This is a genomic window from Microbacterium endophyticum (genome assembly GCF_011047135.1).
In the GTDB taxonomy this organism is placed as follows: domain Bacteria; phylum Actinomycetota; class Actinomycetes; order Actinomycetales; family Microbacteriaceae; genus Microbacterium; species Microbacterium endophyticum.
In genome coordinates this window covers 2,296,171-2,314,501 of sequence record NZ_CP049255.1, presented here as the reverse complement: position 1 = coordinate 2,314,501, position 18,331 = coordinate 2,296,171, and the positions used below count along the sequence as shown (strand labels likewise).

At 61.9% G+C, this 18,331-nt stretch carries 18 protein-coding genes and 1 tRNA gene; 7 read left to right on the top strand and 12 right to left on the bottom strand.

Annotated elements, in window-relative coordinates; all coding sequences use genetic code 11:
* Position 1 precedes the first annotated feature (1 nt).
* Positions 2-571, top strand: a complete 570-nt coding sequence (locus G6N83_RS10775; RefSeq protein WP_165141925.1) for a 4'-phosphopantetheinyl transferase family protein — start codon at positions 2-4, stop codon at positions 569-571.
* On the opposite strand, the gene G6N83_RS10770 is transcribed toward G6N83_RS10775, so the two are convergent.
* Positions 522-1,823, bottom strand: a complete 1,302-nt coding sequence (locus G6N83_RS10770; protein ID WP_165141923.1) for a M1 family metallopeptidase — start codon at positions 1,821-1,823, stop codon at positions 522-524. The genes G6N83_RS10775 and G6N83_RS10770 overlap by 50 nt on opposite strands.
* Entirely contained in the window at positions 1,820-5,767 is a 3,948-nt protein-coding gene (locus G6N83_RS10765; RefSeq protein ID WP_165141921.1) for a Pls/PosA family non-ribosomal peptide synthetase, read from the bottom strand. Before G6N83_RS10765 ends, G6N83_RS10770 begins: the two co-directional genes overlap by 4 nt.
* A gap of 158 nt (positions 5,768-5,925) precedes the next feature.
* Between G6N83_RS10765 and G6N83_RS10760 the strand changes: the two genes are divergently transcribed.
* The 4 genes from G6N83_RS10760 to pstB all read left to right on the top strand — a co-directional run bounded on the left by G6N83_RS10760 (position 5,926) and on the right by pstB (position 10,021).
* Positions 5,926-7,026 (top strand): phosphate ABC transporter substrate-binding protein PstS, encoded by a 1,101-nt coding sequence (locus tag G6N83_RS10760; RefSeq protein ID WP_165141919.1) that lies wholly within the window; start codon positions 5,926-5,928, stop codon positions 7,024-7,026.
* A gap of 142 nt (positions 7,027-7,168) precedes the next feature.
* Positions 7,169-8,125, top strand: a complete 957-nt coding sequence (gene pstC / locus G6N83_RS10755) for a phosphate ABC transporter permease subunit PstC (protein WP_165143403.1) — start codon at positions 7,169-7,171, stop codon at positions 8,123-8,125.
* Positions 8,125-9,222, top strand: a complete 1,098-nt coding sequence (gene pstA / locus G6N83_RS10750) for a phosphate ABC transporter permease PstA (RefSeq protein ID WP_165141917.1) — start codon at positions 8,125-8,127, stop codon at positions 9,220-9,222. The genes pstC and pstA overlap by 1 nt, the downstream gene beginning before the upstream one ends.
* 19 nt (positions 9,223-9,241) lie before the next feature.
* Positions 9,242-10,021: a phosphate ABC transporter ATP-binding protein PstB gene (pstB, locus tag G6N83_RS10745; RefSeq protein WP_165141915.1), complete on the top strand. Its 780-nt coding sequence runs from the start codon at positions 9,242-9,244 to the stop codon at positions 10,019-10,021.
* Positions 10,022-10,034: 13 nt separating this feature from the next.
* Here pstB and G6N83_RS10740 read toward each other — a convergent pair whose 3' ends face one another.
* The 4 genes from G6N83_RS10740 to sigK form a co-directional block, all read right to left on the bottom strand.
* On the bottom strand, positions 10,035-10,919 hold the full coding sequence (locus G6N83_RS10740; RefSeq protein WP_165141913.1) for an aminodeoxychorismate lyase: 885 nt from the start codon (positions 10,917-10,919) through the stop codon (positions 10,035-10,037).
* A gap of 157 nt (positions 10,920-11,076) precedes the next feature.
* Positions 11,077-11,715 carry a DNA-directed RNA polymerase subunit beta gene (locus tag G6N83_RS10735; RefSeq protein WP_165141911.1) on the bottom strand — a complete coding sequence of 213 codons (639 nt, stop codon included), beginning with the start codon at positions 11,713-11,715 and terminating at the stop codon, positions 11,077-11,079.
* Between the two features lie 51 nt (positions 11,716-11,766).
* On the bottom strand, positions 11,767-12,510 hold the full coding sequence (locus G6N83_RS10730) for an anti-sigma factor (RefSeq protein WP_165141909.1): 744 nt from the start codon (positions 12,508-12,510) through the stop codon (positions 11,767-11,769).
* Positions 12,507-13,109 carry an ECF RNA polymerase sigma factor SigK gene (gene sigK, locus G6N83_RS10725; RefSeq protein WP_183408402.1) on the bottom strand — a complete coding sequence of 201 codons (603 nt, stop codon included), beginning with the start codon at positions 13,107-13,109 and terminating at the stop codon, positions 12,507-12,509. Before sigK ends, G6N83_RS10730 begins: the two co-directional genes overlap by 4 nt.
* 161 nt (positions 13,110-13,270) lie before the next feature.
* Between sigK and G6N83_RS10720 the strand changes: the two genes are divergently transcribed.
* Entirely contained in the window at positions 13,271-13,933 is a 663-nt protein-coding gene (locus tag G6N83_RS10720; protein ID WP_165141905.1) for a fasciclin domain-containing protein, read from the top strand.
* Between the two features lie 107 nt (positions 13,934-14,040).
* Positions 14,041-14,116: transfer RNA gene (locus G6N83_RS10715), tRNA-Lys, on the top strand.
* A gap of 201 nt (positions 14,117-14,317) precedes the next feature.
* Here G6N83_RS10715 and G6N83_RS10710 read toward each other — a convergent pair.
* The 6 genes from G6N83_RS10710 to G6N83_RS10685 form a co-directional block, all read right to left on the bottom strand.
* Positions 14,318-14,557 (bottom strand): hypothetical protein, encoded by a 240-nt coding sequence (locus G6N83_RS10710; protein ID WP_165141903.1) that lies wholly within the window; start codon positions 14,555-14,557, stop codon positions 14,318-14,320.
* Complete coding sequence (locus G6N83_RS10705; protein WP_166769998.1) at positions 14,558-14,827, bottom strand: hypothetical protein; 270 nt, start codon at positions 14,825-14,827, stop codon at positions 14,558-14,560. It abuts the gene before it with no gap.
* Positions 14,828-15,105: 278 nt separating this feature from the next.
* Positions 15,106-15,657, bottom strand: coding sequence for a hypothetical protein (locus G6N83_RS10700; RefSeq protein ID WP_165141899.1), 552 nt, complete (start codon positions 15,655-15,657; stop codon positions 15,106-15,108).
* 107 nt (positions 15,658-15,764) lie between these two features.
* Positions 15,765-16,214 carry a hypothetical protein gene (locus tag G6N83_RS10695; protein WP_165141897.1) on the bottom strand — a complete coding sequence of 150 codons (450 nt, stop codon included), beginning with the start codon at positions 16,212-16,214 and terminating at the stop codon, positions 15,765-15,767.
* Between the two features lie 678 nt (positions 16,215-16,892).
* The gene (locus G6N83_RS10690) at positions 16,893-17,441 is read right to left on the bottom strand and encodes a hypothetical protein (protein WP_165141895.1); all 549 of its coding nucleotides are present in this window, start codon (positions 17,439-17,441) and stop codon (positions 16,893-16,895) included.
* Positions 17,442-17,670: 229 nt separating this feature from the next.
* Entirely contained in the window at positions 17,671-18,291 is a 621-nt protein-coding gene (locus tag G6N83_RS10685; protein WP_165141893.1) for a hypothetical protein, read from the bottom strand.
* Positions 18,292-18,331 lie beyond the last annotated feature (40 nt).

Below are 18,331 nucleotides of genomic sequence, written 5' to 3'. Positions count from 1 at the left end.
CGTGCGCCCTGACGTTCGTGTGGCATGGGGGCCGGCACCCGATCGCCTTGGTCGGCGGGACGCCGCGTGGTCGCTGCTGCGGGGACTCGTCGGCGACGCAGCTCACATCTCGACGGGATGCGCTCGCTGTGGCGGCGATCATGGTCCGGTGCGTATTTCGGGGGCCGCGCTGCGCGCGAGCGTCTCTTACGCTGGCGGGCTTGCCCTCGTGGCAGTAGCGGACAGCCGTTCAATAGCTGCTATCGGAATCGATGCGGAAGCTACCGATGACCCGGTTCGCTCGCGCGAGGGGTATGCGAGAGCGCTGGGTCGCACATCGGCGACTGTCACTGATTGGGTGCGCGTCGAATCGGCTCTCAAAGCAGACGGTCGCGGGCTGCGCGTTGATCCGCGCAGCGTTGAGATCACCGGAAACACAAAAGCGTGGACAGCGGTTATCCCGGGATCCACGGCATTTCGGGGTTGGGATCTTTCGGGCCCATCGGGAGTCGCAATCGCTCTTGCAGTTCAAGCGCGCTTCGTTACCGCCGCGGGAAGCTCGGCAGCGAGGGCTGGTCAATCCAGGCGCTGAGGGTCGCGCCGCCGTGGCGCGGTGAATAGCGAGCGACGAGCATCCGAAAGTCTTCGGTATCGACGAGCGCATGGCGGTTGTCGGCGGCCCACTCGCGAAGCAGATCGAAGAATACGGTGTCTCCCAGCAACGTGCGCAAAGCATGGAGAGCGAGCGCACCACGCTTGTAGAGGCGGTCGTCGAACATCAGATCGGGCCCGGGCTCAGCGATAACGAGGTCTTGCGGTTCACCGCGCAGCTGACGGTAGTGCTCGCGCGCGCTCGCATCCGCGGTTTGCCGACCGGATGCCTCGAACCACAGCCATTCCGCGTAGCACGCGAATCCTTCGTTGAGCCAGATATCGTTCCACTGCCCGATGCCGACACTGTTGCCGAACCACTGGTGCGCAAGCTCGTGCGCGACGAGACGCTCACTGTCGGGGGCCAAATGGTTTGACCCGAACACGGCCATGCCCTGCGACTCGAGCGGTATCTCCAGCGCGTCGGGGGTGACGACGAGGGTGCAGTGCTGCTGCGGATAGGGGCCGAAGGCATCCGTGAAGGCTCGGAGCATTTTCGGTACGTCGGCAAACGCACGGGCAGCGGCGACTCGCTGAGTTGGAGCCGTGTGGAGCTCGCCAGTGATTCCACCCGGCACCTCGAACGGCGAGGGCGTGTATGTGCCGATTTGCAACGCGAGCAGGTACGTCGCGGTGGGAACATCACTCCGAAATCGGGATGTCACCATGCCACCCTTGCGAGTGACGTCGGTGCGAACGCCGGTCGCCGCGACAGCGTACTCGGCATCGACAGTGATGCTCAGCGAGTAGGTGGCGCGGTCGTCTGGACGATCGTTGCAGGGAAACCAGGTGGGCGCACCCACCGGCTGGCTGGCCACGAGAGCGCCGTTGTCGAGCTCTTCCCAGCCGATCGTTCCCCACCGCGAGTGTCGGGGGGCGGGAGCGCCGGCATAGTCGATCGCGATGGTGAACCGCTCGCCAGGCCTCAACTCGCGCGGCGCGCCGACCTGAAGCTTTCGCGGTCCCTGCGTGAACTTCGTACGCTTTTCACCATCGAGACGCACCCGCGATACGCGAAGACCGATGAGGTCAATCGAAAGCGAGCGCGTCTGCTCTCGCACCACCCCCGAGAGCATTGCGGTACCTTCCAACCGATTCGTGCGAACCCGGTAGGTCAGGTCGAGGTCGTACGACTCCACGTCGAACGAAGGGTCGCCGCTTTGCGGCGCGTAGCCTTCATGGTCCTCGCTCATGAGGTGGATTGGTATGCCCGCGCCTTGACGGCACGCCACGGCCCGATCGGGTTTCCGCTCCACCGCGAGCCGACAGGCACAGTCTCGCCTCGCATGACGAGCGAGGCCGGTCCCACGGTTGCATGAGCACCGATGACAGCAGCGGGAAGGATCACGCTGTGAGGCCCGAGGGTTGCCCCCGGCGCGAGTTCGACGGTGTCCATGCTCATGATTCGATCATGGAACAGGTGCGTCTGCACAACGCAGCCCCGATTGACGGTTGATCCAGCTCCCAAAGTGACCAGATCGGGCTCCGGTAACCAGTAGCTGTCGCACCAGACTCCTCGTCCGATATTCGCACCGAGCGCGCGCAGCCACACGGCCAGCGCGGGGGTTCCCGCAGCGCTGCGCGCAAACCACGGCGCCGCAACCATCTCGGTGAATGTGTCAGCGACTTCGGTGCGCCAGACGAAGCTTGACCACAGCGGGTGAGAGCCAGCCCGGATCGGACCTACGATCGCCCACTTGGCCGCGGCTGAGATAGCGGCAGCGACGGCTCCGGCGATCAGCATGACAATTCCTGATAACGCGATCGCCCACCCGATCCCCCAGGCGCTGACGAGCGCCGCGAAGGTGAAGAGCACCGCAAGCCCGAGCGCGTAGGTCACGATGACGGGCACGATGCGGCATAGCTCCCAGAGTGTACGTGCAGCCCGCAGAGCGCCCGTGGGTTGATAGGTACGAGTCTGGTCGCCCGTGGCAGACACACGGCGCAGGCGCACGGCGGGAGAACCCAACCACGACGACCCGGCCTTCGCTTTGAACGGCGCTGAAGAGAGCACGGCGACGAGCCCGTCTTTTGGCACCCGGTGACCGGGGGCAGCCATGCCCGAGTTTCCCAGGAATGCGCGTTTTCCGATGCGCACCTGACCGATGCGCACCCAGCCCCCGCGCATTTCGTACGTCGCGACCATCGTGTCGTCAGCGAGGAACGCGCCGTCATCGATGCGCGTCATCGACGGCAGAAGCAAGACCGTGGATGCTTCGACATCTCGACCGACAGATGCTCCCAGCATCCGGAGCCACACTGGCGTGAACAGGCTCGAGTAAAGCGGAAACAAGAGCACGCGTGATGCATCGAGCAAGCGCTCGATCGACCAGGCTTGCCACCCGATGCGGCTGCGCACCGGCGTAATACCTTCGCGAAGACCGAGTGAGAGCAATCGCACGAGAAGGACCACGACAGCAGCAAACACGAGACCCGTAAGAAGCGTTGCCGGTACGAGCCAGATCGCTGCGGCGAGCGCTGCCTCGGCAAGCGAATCTGCACCGCGCATACCGAGTGCGAGCACCGCCGCACCGCACGCGAAGGCGATGACGGGCAGCAACGCCAAGCCGATGGCTGATGCGGCATATGCCCACAGCCAGCGGTGCGTCGCAGGTGCGTGCTCGCCGGGCCAACCGCGGGAGGTGCCGCCTACGCGGATGGCAGGGGATCCCGCCCACGATTGGTCAGCTCGAACGCGACCGAAAACAGCGGAGCCTGGCGCTATTTCTGCGCGCTGCCCGATGCGGGTGCCCGGGGCGAGAGTGCTGCGTGCACCCACCGTTGCCTCGGCTCCGATGCGCACTTCGCCGATGCGCACGAGGTCACCGTCGATCCAGTACCCCGACAGGTCCACCTCGGGCTCGATCGAGGCGCCATCACCGATGCGGAGCATTCCCGTAATGGGCGGCAGAGTGTGCAAATCGACGTTTCGACCGATGCGGGCGCCCAATGCGCGAGCGTAGTAACTGATCCACGGCGCGCCGGCAAGGCCGACGGCATCAATCTGATCGGCTAACTGCTCGGCGAGCCAGAGCCGCAGGTGAACTCCCCCGCCGCGCGGATAGTCGCCGGGGGCCACGCCGCGCAGCAGCACGCGCGCGGCACCGGCAGCGATCGCCATCTTGCCGAAGGGGGTGGCGAACACGAGGAGCCCCAGGACCAGTGCCGGCCACGGCACGGTAGGCAGCACGTCGAATCCGCCGAAAGGCTGGAGAAGCGCAGACGCGGTCAAGATGTACAACAACCAGCGGATGCCGGTGAGCACAAACAACGGAATTCCCAAGAGCGTCTGGAGCCACTGCATCCGCCGCGGAGTCGGAAGCGGCTCGTGAAAGTGCACGTCATCGTCGGAGACGAGTGGACCGAGGGCTTTGGCCATCGCTCCCAGCCGGGGTACGTCATAGATGTCGGCGACAGCGAACTCCGGCACGCGCTGACGGATGCGCGACACGAGCTGCGCCGCAGCAAGTGACCCACCGCCGAGATCGAAGAAGTCGGCCTTCGGCCCCGGAACGGGCACACCCAAGACGGCCTGCCACTGCTCAGCCAGCCATGCTTCGCCGGGTGTGAGGCCCGCGACGGGAGTATCGATGCCGGGAAGCGGCCACGGGAGCGCTGCGCGATCCACTTTTCCCGACGTCCGCACCGGCAACTCCTCGACGAGGGCGAGCAGCGGCACGATTGCCGCAGGAAGGCGCTCCGACAGCGTCATCCGTGCGGAAGAGGTGTCGAATCCGGCAGCGGGGTTGTCGGCAACGAGATACCCGACAAGCACCGAGACACCGGCATCCGTGGTGCGCACAGCTACTGTCGCGGCAGCAACGCCAGGCAGGTCTTGGAGCGCGGACTCGACTTCACCGAGTTCGATGCGCCGCCCGCCCACCTTTACCTGATCGTCTGCACGCCCCTGGAAGACGAGGCCTTCGGTGTCGTAGCGCACGAGATCGCCGGAACGGTAGGCACGGTCCCACCCGAGAGTTGGCATCGGGGCGTATTTCTCGGCGTCTTTGGCGGGGTCGAGGTAGCGGGCAAGCCCCACCCCACCGATGATCAATTCGCCCGTCTCACCTTCGGCTACTGGCTCGCCTGCGGTGTTCACGACTGCCAGACTCCAGCCATCGAGCGGGAGTCCGATGCGCACCGGCACTGTGCCATCGAGGAGGGCCGCGCATGCGACGACTGTCGCTTCGGTCGGACCGTAGGTGTTCCACACTTCACGCCCGTCCGCAACGAGTCGGGCCGCTAGTTCCGGCGGGCACGCCTCGCCGCCGAAAATAAGCAGTCGCACGTTTTCGATCGCACTCGAGGGCCACATTGCCGCGAGCGTCGGCACTGTGGACACCGCGGTGATGCCCTGCCGCAGCAGCCATGGCGCGAGGTCTTCACCGGAGCGCACGAGTGCACGCGGCGCGGGCACCAGGCACGCACCATTTCGCCACGCGAGCCACATTTCTTCGCACGACGCATCGAACGCGACAGAGAGTCCGGCCAACACTCGGTCACCAGCACAAAGGGGTGCATCGCGTAAGAAGAGCCCGGCCTCGGCATCGACGAATGCCGCCGCTGAGCGGTGGGTCACAGCGACACCTTTGGGTACACCCGTTGAACCGGAGGTGAAGATGATCCACGCGTCGTCGCTCGGCTCCGGTGAGGGGACCGTCGCAGTGGACGTCGTTGCGGGGTGTGGCGCATCTCCGGAAAAGAGAGGTTCTGCTGCAGAGTCAGTCTCGTGGTCAGAGGAGACGTACTCCCCCGAACCGACGATGATGCCCGTTACGGCGGCCTCACCGAAGACAAGTCGTGCACGTTCGTCGGGATCATCAGCATCGACGGGAACGTATGCGGCGCCCGCGGCGAGAACGCCGAGAATCGAGATGTAGAGCTCCTTCGAACCCGATGCCACCCGCACTCCCACGCGGTCGCCGCGCCGGACGCCTGCCTCGTGCAGGCGTGCAGCTGTCCGGTTGACGTGCGCCAGCAGCTCGCGGTAACTCAGCGCGCCAGACCCGTCGTCGAGAGCGGATGCCTCGGGAAACTGGGCCGCAGTGGCACGGAGAACGTCGATGAGAGTACGGGACCTGGGCGCGAGGGAAGCAGCATCCAAAAGAGGCTGCGCCACGTCGGGAAGGTGGGGCATGACGATCAGACTATTTTCCGCATGAGCCCCAATTTGGCACACACAGGAGCCGTTCACCTCCCGTTCACCCCTGCAGCGCACTCTCTTAAGAGTTCGTGTCTACCGTCGGGGCGTGCCCTGCACCGGGTCACACCACCCTGATTTGTGAAGGATTCACAGTGAAGATCAACCGCATCGCCCAGGTGGGCGCCCTCGCCGCTGTCGCGGCTCTCGCTCTCGCCGGCTGCGCCGCAAACGAAGGTGGCACCGCCACTGACACCGAAAGCGCATCGACGCTCTCGGGCACCCTTTCCGCAACGGGAGCCTCGTCACAGACGGCAGCCCAGGAAGCATGGGTCGCCGCATTCCAGACGGCAAACCCCGACGTCACGATCAACTACGAGCCCACCGGTTCGGGAACAGGCCGCGAGAACTTCATCGCCGGCGCCAGCAACTTCATCGGTTCTGACCGTGCGTTCAACGACGAGGAGATCGCCGCTGGCGGCTTCGCCTCGTGCGCAGATGACGGCGCCGCTGGAATCGTCGAGCTGCCGCTCTACATCTCGCCGATCGCGATCATCTTCAACCTCGACGGCATCGACTCGCTCGACCTCGACGCCAAGACGGTCGCTGGCATCTTCGCCGGAACGATCACCAACTGGAATGACGCGGCTATCGCCGACCTCAACCCGGGTGTTGACCTTCCCGACCTCGCGATCTCGCCCGTGCACCGCTCGGACGACTCGGGTACCACCGAGAACTTCACCGACTACCTCAACGTTGTCGCACCCGACGTGTGGAGCTACGAGGCTGACGGCGAATGGCCGCTCGATTCCGGTGAAGCCGCACAGGGCACCTCCGGTGTCGTTGCTGCTGTGACCGGCGGTCAGGGCACCATTGGTTACGCCGACGCTTCGCAGGCCGGCGACCTCGGCACCGTTGCTATCGAGGTCGGTGGAGAGTTCGTCTCTTACTCGCCCGAAGCTGCTGCGGCGCTCGTTGACGCTTCTCCCGAGGTTGAGGGTCGCACCGACGGCGACATCGCCATCGAGCTCGACCGCACCACCGACGAGGCTGGCGTTTACCCGATCGCTCTCGTGAGCTACCTCATCGGTTGCGTCGAGTACGAAGACTCCAACGTCGCTGACCTCGTGTCGCAGTACTTCTCCTACATCGCAAGCCCCGAGGGTCAGGATGCCGCAGCGTCGAACGCTGGTTCGGCTCCGATCTCCGACAGCCTGCGTACCCAGGTTGAGTCCGCGATCGCGCTGATCAAGTAATTTAATCCCGCTTATCCTTGCCCAGCTCGGGGCACTCGTTACACTCCGAGCTGGGCAGGTTCTGCAGGGGCCTCGGCGCTTGATCGCACCGGGGCTCGTGCTGAGCCCGATCGGACTCCACACAAAGGAAGCTTGAATGGCGATGACTACGGCGAAGGACACCAAGCCGCGCAGTAAACCGAAGGCACCCCGGCGGCCTGGCGATCTCGTCTTTTCCGGCACCGCTGTCGCCGCCGGAATCACGATCCTCGTCGTACTCGCGGCCGTAACCGTCTTTCTCGTAGCCGAGAGCATTCCGGCGTTCACGGGTGACCCCGAGGCAAACCCGATCCTTAAGGGCGAATCGTTCTGGGCCTATGTTGGCCCGTTCGTCTTCGGCACCATCTGGGCGTCGATCCTCGCGCTCATCATCGCCGCTCCGCTCGCTATCGGCATCGCACTCTTCATCTCGCACTACGCGCCGCGCCGTATCGCGTCGTTCCTCGGCTACATCATCGACCTGCTCGCTGCTGTGCCGTCTGTGGTCTTCGGCCTCTGGGGCGGCGTTACCTTCGCTGGACTCATTCAGCCCTTCTACGCATGGCTGAACGAATATCTCGGCTGGATTCCGCTCTTCGGCGGCCAAGTATCCGCAACGGGTCGCACCATCCTCACCGCCGCCCTCGTGCTCGCGATCATGGTCTTGCCGATCATGACGGCCATCTGCCGTGAGGTCTTCCTGCAAACCCCGAAGCTTCACGAAGAGGCAGCACTAGCGCTGGGAGCCACCCGCTGGGAGATGATCCGCATGGCCGTGCTCCCCTTCGCCCGCGGCGGTATGGTCTCGGCCGCGATGCTCGCCCTCGGACGCGCCCTCGGAGAGACGATGGCCGTCACGATGGTGCTCTCGGTGTCCGGTGCTGTGACATTCGAGCTCATTACGGCTACGAACCCGACCACGATCCCCGCAAATATCGCGCTCTCCTTCCCTGAGGCGTACGGCGATGGCGTGAGCGTGTTGATCGCGACCGGCCTTGTGCTCTTCGTGCTCACGTTCGCGGTCAACGCGCTTGCCCGTTGGATTGTCAACCGCCGTTCCGAATTCTCGGGAGCAAACTGATGTCGACTGTTACAGCCACCGCTTCTCCCGTGAAGTCGGTGAACTCCCTCACAAGCGGCAAGCTGCCGCGATCTGTGCCGTGGACGGTGCTCGGCGCATCGTGGCTCATCATGTTCGCAGTCTTCGCGATCTTGAACGCCGGTCAGCCGATCAAGAACTTCAATATCGCGGCCGCGGTGTTCCTCGGCACCCTGCTGTTCGTCATCGCCATCGGCGTACTCTCGAGCATCGTCGAAGGCCGTCGCAAAGCGGCAGACCGGGTCATCACAGCAGTCGTCTCGGCAGCGTTCATCGTCGCTCTGCTGCCGCTCATCTCGCTGCTCTACACCGTCGTGGTCGAAGGCGTGCAGCGCTTTGATATCGAGTTCTTCAGCTCCAGCATGCGGAACGTCGTGGGCGCCGGCGGCGGCGCGATCCACGCCATCTACGGCACGCTGCTCATCACGGCCGCAACAACTGTGATCTCGGTACCGATCGGGCTCATGACGTCGATCTATCTCGTCGAGTACTCCACCGGCAGCCGGCTCTCGCGGGCCATCACCTTCTTCGTCGATGTGATGACCGGCATCCCCTCGATCGTTGCGGGTCTGTTCGCCTATGCAGTCTTCGCGCTGTTCTTCGGTCCGGGTATCTCAATGGGCATCATCGGCGCCATCGCCTTGAGCGTGCTCATGATTCCCGTTGTCGTTCGGTCATCTGAAGAGATGCTGCGTCTCGTGCCCAACGAACTCCGTGAAGCCGCCTACGCGCTAGGCGTGCCGAAGTGGCTCACGATCCTCAAGGTGGTGATCCCGACATCGATCGCCGGAATCACCACGGGTATCATGCTTGCCATCGCGCGTGTCATCGGTGAGACTGCTCCCCTGCTTCTTACAGCGGGCTACACGCAGAGCCTCAACCTCAACCTTTTCGATGGCAACATGATGACCCTGCCGGTGTACGTGTACAACCAGTACGCGAACCAGGGCACGACCCCGGACGATTCCGTCGCCCGCGCATGGGCCGGCGCTCTCACCCTTATTCTCATCGTCATGGTGTTGAACCTGGCTGCGCGAATGATCGCGAAGCTGTTCTCCCCCAAGACCGGCCGTCGCTGAACCGAAAGAAAGAGCCCCCGTGTCTAAGAGCATCGAAGTCAACGACCTCAACGTGTACTACGGCGATTTCCTCGCGGTAGAAGACGTGTCGCTGATGATTGAACCCCGATCCGTCACAGCGTTCATCGGCCCTTCCGGCTGTGGCAAGTCGACATTCCTCCGCACGCTCAACCGCATGCATGAAGTGATTCCCGGCGCCTACGTCGAGGGCGAAGTGCTGCTCGACGGTGACGACCTCTACGGTCCAGGCGTCGACCCGGTGGCGGTGCGCCGCGACGTGGGTATGGTCTTCCAGCGGCCGAACCCCTTCCCCACGATGTCGATCCGCGACAACGTGCTCGCCGGTGTGAAGCTCAACAACAAGCGCATCTCGAAGTCAGACGCTGACGACCTCGTAGAGAACTCGCTCAAGGGCGCAAACCTCTGGAACGAAGTGAAGGATCGTCTCGACCGTCCGGGATCAGGACTCTCGGGCGGTCAGCAGCAGCGCCTGTGCATCGCGCGTGCGATTGCCGTCTCCCCCGACGTGCTGCTGATGGACGAGCCTTGCTCGGCCCTTGACCCCATCTCGACGTACGCGATCGAAGAGCTGATCGGCGAGCTGAAGAACGACTACACGATCGTCATCGTCACGCACAACATGCAGCAGGCATCACGCGTCAGCGAGAAGACCGCTTTCTTCAATATCGCGGGCACCGGCAAGCCCGGAAAGCTCATCGAATACAACGACACGTCGGCGATCTTCACGACTCCCGCTGTGCAGGCCACCGAAGACTACGTCTCGGGCCGCTTCGGATAATCCCCCGCTGCGCCTAGTCGCGCGGTGACAGCAAATACTCGTTGATGGATGCCGTGAACTCGGCATCCATCACGAGTTTTTTTGCGTTCAGGGTAGAAACCGGAGCTGCCAGTCGCACGCTCGAGACGAGCCATGCGGCATCCGCTTGTTCGAGCTCTGCCGCCGTGATCGTTTCGTACGCCGCCTCGTGACCCCGCGCCGTCAAGTGTTCAAAAACACTCATCTGAGTTGTGCCGTGGAGGATGCCAGCTCCCGGCTGAGGTGTCACGAACCTGTCGCCGAAGCGCAGAATCACTGAGGATGTGGGCCCCTCGAGCACAATGCCGTCAGAAGAAACAAAGATCGCGTCATCCGCTCCTTGACGCTTTGATTCCCGGAGGGCTGCCATGTTGACCGCATAGGAAAGCGTTTTGGCCCCCAGCAAAAGCCACGGAGCACGCTCAGATGCGCCGCTGTCGAGCCCACGATCGAGCGTGACAACTCGTACGCCATTCACGCGCACAGCGGCGTTATTCGGCGCTTCAGCGGCAGTCACCCATGCGGTGGGTGTCGGGCCGTGTTCGATACCGCGGCTGAGAATGAGTTTGATGACGCACTCGCCCGCTGGGCAGACGGCCGCGGCAACGTTGATTGCCTCGCGCCACTGTGTGAGGTGAGGCGCCGGCAGATCGCACAGCCGCGCAGAGTGCGCAAGGCGCTCCAGATGAGCTTCGACCTCTTGGGCGTGACCGCTAATCACACCGATCGACTCGAAGATTCCGTCACCGCGCTGAGTGCTCAGTTCCCCCACGCTCAATGCCGGAGCGCTCGGGTCGACGACTTCGAAAGTGTGGCCATAGCCGGGCAGCGAAACATCGGCTGCGAGCGGGTCGATGAGCAGAGCAAAACGCCAAGACATACCGTGAGCCTACGCCGCAAGGAATGCTCGTTGCCGTGCTCTTGTTACACTTGAGTAGTCGGGCCGCAGTAACCCCGGGCTCCATACTCTGCCGCTTCGAGCGGCCTCGCGCCGAGAGGCGTTCTGCGGCCCGGCGCTAATTTTTTCGCGTCGACGTCTAGGTGAGCGCGTCTTTTCGCCAGAGCGTCGCAGCGGACGCGAGATCTGTCGCATATGTCGTCAATCGCAAGGCACGCGTTGTGAATGCTGATGCACGCTCGGGCTCAGTCGCGTCGTAGTCGTCGGCGAGGTGGGCTGCGCCCGTCGCTTCAAGGCGGCAGAAGGCCGATGCGCGCTCGAGAGCCACCGCGAAGTCGCCTTGGAAAACACCCCGCATAATCAGGTCGACGAGGGCCACGAGCTCTTCCGGACCCGCAGGCGCTGGCGCGCCAGCTACGATCTCGTCGGCAGTGGATGTATCTGTGCGTCCGCGCTCGTAGAGCAAAGCAGCCGTCTGCGGATCTTCGTGGATCATCAACTGCACGAGGTACAGCCGCCAGAGGGTTCCGGGCAAGGACCGAGCGGGTGAGCGCGACCACAACTCGGCGATGTCGTCGATGCCATGATCGCGCGTGAAATCGACGAGGCGATCGACGACGTTAGCCTCGGGGTCTTCACGCACCCGCGAAAGGAGAGCAGCGGCAGTGCCGTGGGCGACGCGAGAGACTTCGGCCGGGTCATCGGCTGCGAAAAGGCGATCGAAGAGCTCTGCGGGCCGGCGGATGGGCTTGTGGAATTCCCTCGACTCATCACTCATCGATCAAGGCTACCCGCCGAACCGAAGCGCGATCTCGACTTCAAGCGCGAGTTAGGCGCCGGTTTCGATCGCAATGATCGGAGTCGAGGTCGGTTGGCCATCTGCCGAACCACCGGCAGCTTCGACGGTGACCGCGATGACGTCACCCTCGTGCATTTCTCCGCTGAGAACAGCTGTTGCTTCTCCGTTCGACGCGTCGAACACGCCCGCGGCGATCGCTTCGCCGTCGCGCACATACCAAAGCTCGAAGGCCTGCGCTTCGGTGAGGGTCGGCAGCCCGTCGGAGACGAGCACAGCTTCACCTTCCGATGCTGACCAGTGCAGGGTCGCTTCTCCCCCATCGGCGAGAGTTGTCGTTGCGCTTTGCGCATCAGCGGCTTGTTCGATGCGGTCGAGAGCCACGACGGATGCCGGTGTGCTCAACTGCTGCGAAACGTATACGGCGCCGCCACCGATTCCGAGGACGAGGGCGAGGGATGCCGCCAGCGCAAACCATGCGCGAGAGCCCCATCGTCCACGAGCTGGACGAGAACGCGAGACAGCATCTTCCGATTCGGTCACAGCGAGAGGTGTCACCGAATTAATTTGCGCGAGGATTCCCTCACGCAGCGCACGTGGCGGGGCAACAGCAGGAATCGTGTCAGCAAGCGCCGCAGCAGTGTTGAGATCGTCGGAGACGAGGTCGGCCCATTCGGGGTGCTCGAGCATCGCGTCAGCGAAAGCAGTCTGGTCTTCGGGCGACAGCGCGCCAAGTGCGTGTCCTGCCGATAGTTCAGCAAACTCTTCTTTTCTCACGATGTCACCCCCATTTCTGCTCGCAGCCTAGTGAGGCCGTCTCTCATTCTTGTTTTGATTGTTCCCAGCGGAGCCCCAACGAGGGCCGCGATTTCGCTCTGACTGTAGCCGCCGTAGTAAGCAAGGGTCAGAGCTTCTCGTTGTGCTTCGGGCAGCGTCGAGACAGCTTGGGCCACCCGACGTCCTTCGATGCGCAACTCCGCCTCCTCCGAGACGCCATCATGTGCGACGCCCATATCTTTGAATCCCGCACGCACATCACGATCAGCACTCGACTGCGCTGACCGCACACGGTCAACAGCTCGTCGGTGTGCCATCGTGAATACCCACGATCTTCCTTGGCCCTTATTCGGAGCGAACTTGCTGGCGGATTGCCAGATCTCCAAGAACACCTCTTGAAGCACCTCTTCGCTCTGAGAGCGATCGACGAGTACCCGCACGATAAGACCGAACACGCGCGAAGAGATCATGTCGTATAGCCGGGCGAACGCGGACTGATCGCCTTGAGCGACCGCCAGCAGAAGTTCGGCAACGTGATCGACTGAGGGACCCCCGTCTTCGGGAACGTCGAGGCCGTCAATCACCATGACATCCAGCATGCCTTACACCCGGTCCAGATATGAATCGACGCCCCGATCTTGACGCAGGATTTCGGGGTTTGGCATGCGATGTAAAAAACTTTCCATCCGATTCGGCGACGGTCTCGAAGACCTTATGAACGTCGCAGACAGCGGCGGACACCCCACACACGGAGGAAGTCATGTTCAGCACCAAGACTCGCATCAGCGCCGGAATCTCGCTCGCCTTTGTTGGCGCCCTCGCCCTGTCGGCATGTTCCGGCTCCGGCAGCACCACCGAAGGATCGTCGTCGGAGCCGATGGACTCATCGACGCCGATGGCCGAAGAGACAATGTCGTCTGACGCTTACGCAAACCTCGTCGGCGCCGGTTGCGCCGATTACGACGCTGCTGTTCCCGACGGGTCGGGTTCGGTTGCCGGAATGGCTGAAGACCCGGTAGCGACGGCTGCCTCGAACAACCCCATCCTCACCACGCTGACTGCAGCAGTGAGCGGCGGCTTGAATCCCGACGTCAACCTCGTTGACACTCTCAACGGTGGCGAGTTCACAGTGTTCGCACCGGTTGACGACGCGTTCGCGAAGATCGACTCGGCGACGATCGACACCCTCAAGACTGACAGCGACCTGCTGACAAAGATCCTCACCTACCACGTGGTACCCGGTGAGATCGAGCCCGCCGACATCGTCGGTACCCACGACACCGTAGAGGGCTCGACCCTCGAGGTGACCGGTAGCGGCGACGACCTCATGGTCAACGGCGAGTCCATGGTTATTTGTGGTGGCGTCCAGACCGCCAACGCGGTTGTGTACCTGGTTGACACGGTACTCATGCCCACCGAGTAACTACGTAGCTCACAAAGCGGCGGGGCCGCTGACATTTCTCTACAGATGTCAGCGGCCCCGCCGCTTTGTCATGAGCAGTGCCGAAGGCAAGTAAGATAGTCCGGTACGGGCCTGTAGCTCAGTCGGTAGAGCATCGGACTTTTAATCCGCGGGTCGTGGGTTCGAGCCCCACCGGGCCCACCACATCTGTGCTTCAACAACCGACAACCCTGCGCAAGCGGTTGTTTTAAGTTCTTTGATTTGCTGCCTCATGAATGGGCCCACACAACCCCGATATCGTTGCTCGGATCAGCCGCGCCAACACCGGGAACACCGGGAACACAAGGTCAGTTGTGGCCGCGTGTGGTCGGTGTTCCCGGGCTCATCATCGGCCACTTTTTACGTCTACGGCCTCACGATCGCGAGCGCGAGAAACGTCGCGCCGATAAAGCAGCCTCCTATCGCTGAGTACATGAGCCGCGCTCCAACTCCCGATTCAAGATTCGGGTCGGTCATGCTCTTAGGCTCGGCCCGCGTGGCGCGGCGAAGAAGCAGCCGGGTGATTCTCGCGCGCGTAACCAGGGCAAGACTCGCGATAAGAAACATCAATGAGCCGCCGACCCCGGCGAGATCCCAGAAAGTCACTCAGACCATCCCCAGGGCGAAGAGGTAATAGACCCCAGCCGCAATCATGTATAGCCCCACGGTGATCATGAACACGCCAGCTACGACTACTGAACCAGCGGCTTTCGGATGTTCCAGCCCTTCGCTGGGCTTGCCGAAGTAAATTCGAAAAACACGCGCGCTCGAATTCGCAAAGTAGGACCGGAGCCAAATTGCGAGTACGCCCATCACCACAACGATCGGTCCGACGATGATGGTCGGCAGAACCACGTCAGGGGACACCGAATTCATAAAATCACCACGACCAACCTCCATCAGCGAAACAGCCCACGCCAGCACCGACTGTTAACACCCCAGGTGAAAGGTCGTCGCTTAACTTGCTCTCGAATCCCGGTTGCGCGAATCAATCGCTGCCCATTACTCAGCGTCCATGTACTGCACCAAACGAGCTCTTGAGCCTACTGAGAATTCATCTTTCTACACTCAGCGCGAATCACTCAGCGGCCTCTCGACGCGTAGCGACCATGCCCACAAACCCCAATAATCAATGTGGCCGATCGCAGGAGAGTTCACTCTGGGCAAGCCGACGACGATGTCGTCCCGTCGGATTGCAACCAATCATCCGCGGGTACGCCGTCCGACGGTATCCGGAAAACAGCCGATGCGATCGTCTCGTCGCCGTCGAAAAACGCGATATCGAGTTCGCTGCCTGGCGCGAGGGTCGGCGCATAAAACACCTCGGCTCCGTTAACCCCTGACGCACCCGCAACAAAGGTGGTCCCGGGACTTACACCCTGTTGAGTATCAAGAGACCAAAACTCCGTCCACTGCTGAGATGTTGACCGCCCTCGCTCCAGCCCGGAAATTCTGCTTACGTCGCCGTCTACACAGATCGCAACCTCGAGCGACCCCTCGGAGTCTCTCAGCGCAGCTCGTCCCTGGAACATGTGTGGGTCACACCCGGTCAGCGCGAGGCAGAGAACGATCAGGAGGTACACGTGGGCAAAGTTCCTCATATCACCAACCACAATTCCGATATCCCGAACTCTGCACGGTTCCAGCCACCCGTCCTCTCTGAGGAGAAGCCTCCCATCAGACGAATCCGCCGGGTTGTCTCGCACGAGCTGCGCTTCTATACGAAGCAAACTCAGCGTGGAATTAGAGATTGGTCAAACCCGAAAAATGGCCAAGAGTCGCCAACAAACTCAGGAAGTTTCAACGCACGCCTTTATACCTGGTAGCGAACGTGCTTGATAACTAGAGCAAGCGTAATGGGAAGCCAAGCAACACAACCTGCGATTCCCGAGCCAAACGCGACCAGCGAAACTACCTCAACGCCGGACAGTTCCGTCGAGACAAGAACCCCTAAAGCTGGCGCTATCGACGTTGCCATGCAAGTCGCGACAACGAGTGCGATTTCCCAATGCCCCGCCGGACGCGAGACACTGCGCAAGAATAGATACAACCCACCAAGCAACACAAGCTGGACACTCAGAGCCCACGCAAATAGAGGAACAAGCTGAGTCAGCGCATCCGGCCGTAACTCCCAGCGGCCGCTCAGGAGCGGCCAACCCGCCGTACCGTCGTCGATGACGAAGAACGCCGCAACAACAGCCAGTGAAATGCCCTCCGCCCACCAAAGTCGACCACGGTGCATTCTCTCGCTTGCAGCAAGCATGTCAGCCTTCCCAATCGCACGCCGCAGACGGATGCCCAATCGGCCCGATAAGCGCCCCCAGGCCCAGCCCGGATCGCTAGGTCTCGCTAGGTCGCAGCATACCCACACTGCTTTCAGCTCTCAGCTCGCAAGTTGCGAAAGCCCCGCGAAGCCCCAGACGAGCATGACTGCTCCCACTAAGACGCCACCGGCCCCGGCGAAACCCACCCAAAACGGACCTCGCCCTCGGTTAACTCGCTCTGCGACACGAACAAAAGACGGCTTTGACCTTGCCACGATGGATCGATAAGCACTTCTTCTGAAGAGAACGATCAGAACGCCCACCGCCACGGCAACGCACCCCACAATAAGATTCGGCAGAATCGTACTGCTGTCAACGTCACCCATACCTCACCATCCCCCTGAAAAACTGGCTCCAGGGCCCGCCGCTTAGCCCGATACGGAGGACAACCGCTATACAACGGCCACCGAGAACAATCCACCAGGCGAGCCTCCTGGCTCGGGAGACACCGCCGCGGCCACTGTCGATGTCTGTCATATCCGGGTCCTTTCCGGCAAGCATAGGCTGCCCATCTAGAACGCCTGGGAGGCGGGGGCTCAGTCACGGAACTGGGCGACTTCTGTGTCCAAGCCCGCGCAGATCCTGGATACCTCGGGCTTCGAAAAATCCCCCGGGCGTCACCGATGCCTTGCGCGAATCAGAAGCACAACAGCAAGGCCGATGAGCCAGACAGCGGACTGAAACACGAAACCAGCGCAGAGCCCATAGACGGCTGCCAACACGCAGGCAAGGCAAATCAATGGCACACTCGGCGGGCGAGCGACCGCTGAGTGTCCGAGCCCGCTTGCGAGAAGGACCGTCACCGCCAGCCCGATAACCACCTGCACCCAGTTCAATTGGGTCCATGCACCATCCGGATCGAGCTGCCAATCCACATATACGCACGCGAGAACGAAAGCTATGTAGAGCAAGGCTGCCCAGGCGGCAGATCGGAAGGCCGAGCGTGATCTCGACGCGATCGCAATTGGTGCGACTACAAGCAGCCCGAACGGTTCGGTAAAGAACAGCCCCAACATGCCGCCATCACCCATGAAGAGACCCGCAGAAACAAAAAGTAACCATTTGGACGCGACAACCGCGACCAACACGCTTCCTGAAGCCCAGAACACGCGGCGAAGTACTTCGAAGGCCCTCCGCGCAGTAGAGTGTGGGGACTTTTCTAGCATGACATTTCAGGTCCCATCACTGAGGGCGAGTCGGACATGATCGCTGTACACCCAGCCTCTCCAACCTCATTCACTAGTGCGCACCAATTCAAGCGTTTGTTGCTCATCCGGCACGTGGGATCACCTGGTCAACGATCAAAAACTGACCAAGCACAAAAACGTGGGCCCAACGTGATCAGCGCTGTTGGCCCTTCGTCAGCGAGCAGTTGGGGGGCGGGAAAATGATTCTCTACTCGGCAGTCGCCACCGAACGGTTGAGCTGGTCAACCATCGGTCCTAGTAGGTCTTCTTTCATCATCTCCGGTACCCACCCCGTCCACTTCGAAAGCGGCACCATAACAAGAGCGGTTGAAGCTCGATTCGAAAAACGTATCCGCAACGCAGGAATGGTATGAAACGGGAGATCCACACGTCCGATCTCGAACCGCGTGTCGACAAGGTCCATGCTGCCCACAAATCTTTTTCCCTTGTAGATCAACATCTGCCTGCTTTCGACAACCATGCTGTAGTACACCGGGAGTCTAAGAGCACGTTTGGAGCTCACTACTTGATCAAGCACTTCCCTCTGATCTACGCGAATCATACTGACGAAAATCATCGCAGCAGGGTGCCGCTCACGAAGTGCCCCAAGCCCGCCAAACGAGTTATGACGATAGACCAACACCATCCAGCCGTATCCTACGAAACACACTACGACCGTCAACACAAGGATCAGGACGGTCGTGGCAATATCGTCGTACTTCTCGCCAGCTGCGTATAGCGAGGTAATTGCCCGCACCGAAAGCAAGGCCACTCCGACAATGCCCGCAGCCCAAATAAGTGCGACATTGCGCCTTTTTCTTACTCCCATATTACCGGTAACCCTCCAATAGCAGTGGCAAATCCTGCAG